Below are 1,932 nucleotides of genomic sequence, written 5' to 3'. Positions count from 1 at the left end.
ATGAGGTGATGTAATGACAAAAGAATTAATTATCCCGGCAGACGATCCGAGCGCAATGAAAGCGTTCGATCCGTATTCCGTGCAGGGTATGCTCAATGCACTTACATACTTTGCACGCCAGATCGGCAGAGATGTAAAAGCCACGCCAGGACTACTGGGTGGTAAAACGTACGTAATGGGAATGGGTGATGCGCAAATCATCCTGACACCAACAGACAGTGCGCTAGCGACCAAGTATATAATGGTTGTATCGAAAACCCCGCCAACTGGAACGACCCTCGGCATATTTAACCCTGATAAGGTTGAATATGATGTTGATAAGCAGTGTATTAAGTTCTATGCCAGAGATCCATCTGCCATACTCACAATACATGGAGGGGAAAATGCGATGGAAGTTGATCTTAAGGTGACTGATATAAGGCATCCAGATAGAGTACATGGTGGGACCATAACCTACAGGTGATTTCAATGCCAGAAAACAAGAATATAACCCTCCCGACACCAACACCGAAGGAACTTGAGAGCCTCAAGGAACTAAGCGACGGCGGACACGACCAGTGCTGGCTCGCGATGAAAGCTGCGTGGGATACTCTCGCAGAGTTTTGCGGTGGGGTCGGCGTACCGATTGACATCGAAGGCATGACTATCAACGTGCCGATAGACGTGATCAGTCATGCACGTGAACATCCAGACATGACTCGTGAAGAACGCATCGATATGGTAGCACACACAGAGTGGTGCAGAGGCACGGCTGCGGACATGTGTGAAGAGATTTTTGGCGCGGAACACGGAACGTCGGCTCATGCATCATGCATCGAGAACGTGGCACAGAAGATCGCAACGAGAATCATCGATTGAAACAATGGCGAGTTCGGGTCATCGATACACGCGGGAAGAGCTGATAGACTTCCTGTGGAAACTCACGGATGAACTTGGGTATGCTCCCAGGACGACCCATCTGAAGCCAGGAGATCCGAATCGTGGAACCTTCACCCGAAGGTTCGGTGTAAAAACGTGGGAAGAGGTGATTGATGCTGCTGGGCTCACTTCCATGGTCATCGATCCGGAATTGCCGTACGGGGAGATCAAACGACTTCCATGGACTCGTGAAACAGTGGTTGATTTTTACCGGAGAATCATACATACTGAAGGCGTACTACCGACTGCGCATGGGTATCCCACCCTGTACCAGCGACGCAAGAAATTCTTCCCTGGTGAGTCGAGTGAACAGGACGTTGTTGAAGCAGCGGGGTTCGATTATCGATCTGTCCGGAAGATGTCAAAAGAGATTAGGCGAAAACAGAGAATAAAGATACATACCTCGATAGGAAACCGGATGGATGTATCTCGCTAATTTTTCGACTGTCTCCAGAGTACCGCCGCGAACGAAATGCCTGCTCCAATGAGTAGTCCTATCGCCACTACAAATGTTCCGCCACCGGTCGCTGGTTCTTCTGGAAGCATGGATGGAGTTGGAATCGGGACCGGTTTCACAATGATCGGCTCCGATGTCTCGATCTCTTCAGGCGGTGGGAGCACAACACCTTCGTCGGTCAGCGTTGAGGTCACAGCGAGCATCATAATCGTTTGATAGTCGCTCTCTGTGAGCCTGCTGCTCTTGTAGTCATTTTCTGCCTGAATAATCTCATCTGCGCTAAAATCGCCGCTATTATCGACATCGTACACGTCAAGCGTGCTGATTATTGTCGAATCGGAGGTAGCCATCATCATCAATCCGAGAGCCAGCCCGATGAGGACTGCGATAATGATTTCAGATTGTGTGTCTCGCATATACGATGTTTTTTGATGATGACATTATAAACGTTTCGGAAAAAAAGAAAAGCGGAAGGCAAAGCCTCCGCACTTATTTTTCGTCTGTCGAAGCTTCAGAATCTCATTTCTGCCTGTAGTACACCTGCCTGCAGTACAGGT

The 1,932-nt window shown here is 49.0% G+C and carries 4 protein-coding genes; 3 read left to right on the top strand and 1 reads right to left on the bottom strand.

What is annotated here, in order from left to right; translation table 11 throughout:
* Nucleotides 1-13: 13 nt before the first annotated feature.
* From J7K40_06460 to J7K40_06450, 3 genes are read left to right on the top strand one after another with little or no spacing between them, the layout of a single operon-like run.
* The gene (locus tag J7K40_06460) at nt 14-463 is read left to right on the top strand and encodes a hypothetical protein (GenBank protein MCD6162037.1); all 450 of its coding nucleotides are present in this window, start codon (nt 14-16) and stop codon (nt 461-463) included.
* A gap of 5 nt (nt 464-468) precedes the next feature.
* Nucleotides 469-858: a hypothetical protein gene (locus tag J7K40_06455; protein ID MCD6162036.1), complete on the top strand. Its 390-nt coding sequence runs from the start codon at nt 469-471 to the stop codon at nt 856-858.
* A 4-nt stretch (nt 859-862) separates the two neighbouring features.
* Nucleotides 863-1,354 (top strand): hypothetical protein, encoded by a 492-nt coding sequence (locus J7K40_06450; GenBank protein ID MCD6162035.1) that lies wholly within the window; start codon nt 863-865, stop codon nt 1,352-1,354.
* Here the strand turns inward: J7K40_06450 and J7K40_06445 are convergent.
* The gene (locus J7K40_06445; protein MCD6162034.1) at nt 1,351-1,791 is read right to left on the bottom strand and encodes a hypothetical protein; all 441 of its coding nucleotides are present in this window, start codon (nt 1,789-1,791) and stop codon (nt 1,351-1,353) included. The genes J7K40_06450 and J7K40_06445 overlap by 4 nt on opposite strands.
* Nucleotides 1,792-1,932 lie beyond the last annotated feature (141 nt).

It is taken from the genome of Candidatus Zixiibacteriota bacterium, assembly GCA_021159005.1.
Classification (GTDB): domain Bacteria; phylum Zixibacteria; class MSB-5A5; order UBA10806; family 4484-95; genus JAGGSN01.
This window is presented reverse-complemented; position numbering and strand designations above follow the sequence as displayed.

Excerpts from the sequence above, each read along its gene's own strand:
- J7K40_06445 (MCD6162034.1), bottom strand. The coding sequence starts at position 1,791 with ATGCGAGACACACAATCTGAAATCATTATCGCAGTCCTCATCGGGCTG.
- J7K40_06450 (MCD6162035.1), top strand. The coding sequence starts at position 863 with ATGGCGAGTTCGGGTCATCGATACACGCGGGAAGAGCTGATAGACTTC.
- J7K40_06455 (MCD6162036.1), top strand. The coding sequence starts at position 469 with ATGCCAGAAAACAAGAATATAACCCTCCCGACACCAACACCGAAGGAA.
- J7K40_06460 (MCD6162037.1), top strand. The coding sequence starts at position 14 with ATGACAAAAGAATTAATTATCCCGGCAGACGATCCGAGCGCAATGAAA.